Source organism: Fodinibacter luteus (assembly GCF_039541575.1).
Lineage (GTDB): Bacteria > Actinomycetota > Actinomycetes > Actinomycetales > Dermatophilaceae > Fodinibacter > Fodinibacter luteus.
In genome coordinates, this window is the sequence record NZ_BAABGM010000040.1 from 1 (window position 1) to 1290 (window position 1290).

The window sequence follows — 1290 nt, forward strand, 5'->3', positions numbered from 1 at the left end:
GTGCAGGCCCAGCGTATGGCGCGGCGGTGATTGTGCACGTTGCGGTAGCCGAACGCGTTACGGCCCTGGTGTTTGGCGAGGCGGTTGTACCCCTCGGACCGAGCGTTGGAGTAGTCGGTGATGATCGCGGCCTCGATGGCCGGCCACCACTGCTCGATGGTCGCGGCGAAGCGGTGCACCTCGGGCGAGGCCGAGGTGGCAGCCTGCGCGTACAGACGCCACAACCGGTCGCGGATGACGGCGCGGTCGGGGTTGGTCCCGGACAGCGCGAGCAGGGCGCGAAGGCGCTCCTTGACGGTGTACGCGTGCAGGATCTCGATGCCCGGGTCGCCAGCATCGATGAGGGCGTTCCACAGCTTCGCGAAGGAGGCCTCGTCCAGGCGTTCGTGGGCGATGAGGAGCTTGCGGCGCCCGGCCCACTCCGGGTCGCGCCTGCGGCCCCGTCGGCCACGCACCTCACGGGTCGCGTGCTGACGGACCTCGGTGAGCATGTCGTTGGCCAGGCGCACCAGGTGGAACCGGTCGGCGACGACGACCGCGTTCGGGAGGGCGTCGGTGACCGCCCGCAGGTAGGGCGCGGACAGGTCGATCGTGACGTGGGTGATCCCGGCCCGCCACGAATCCGGCTGCTCCGCAATCCATTGCGCGACCTTGGCAGCGGTCCGACCGTCGATGTGGGCGAGCAGCCCGCCGGTGCCGGCGGCGTCGACGATCCCGGTGTGCCACCGGTCCGCGACCACGACCCACCGCCCGGTGTCGGGGTCCTGGGCCCACTTGACCTTGCCGCGGCGGGTCTCATCGATGCCGAGCACCGTCACCAGCGGCAGCGGCTGCGCCAGGACGGGGTCGACGTGCGCGATGAACGCGCGGTGCGCCACCGGCCAGGACACCGCGTAGTGCTCCGCGCCGGCGCTCACGCAGGAGAACCGAGTCGCGATCCCGGCACCGCACTCGGTGCGCAACCGGGTCGTCACCCTGGCCCTGGGCGGGACCGCGGGCAGCGACTCGGTGAACGACCCCCGAGCGCAGGCGGCCTCCCGGCAGCGCCACCGCCGCTTGTGCCACACCAGATGCAACGGCGCCTGCCCGTACGGCACATCCCGCGGCCTGGTGACGGCGTGACCCTTGACCGAAGTCGACAACACCCCACACGAGGGGCAGCCCGCCGCGGCCTCGTCGTCGGTGACCACGTGCACCACCCGGGCGCCCTCATCGTCGAGCTCGACCTGCGCCACCGCCAACCCCTGCAGTCCGAGGAGCAGTGTCGCGTCCTGCCCCGACCTGTCGTCC

General features: G+C 72.0%; 1 protein-coding gene. It reads right to left on the bottom strand.

Annotation, left to right across the window (positions count from 1 at the left end):
• The coding region (locus tag ABD899_RS18870; protein ID WP_345208909.1) for an ISL3 family transposase at positions 1-1235 on the bottom strand (1235 nt) is incomplete at its 3' end.
• Positions 1236-1290: the final 55 nt, after the last annotated feature.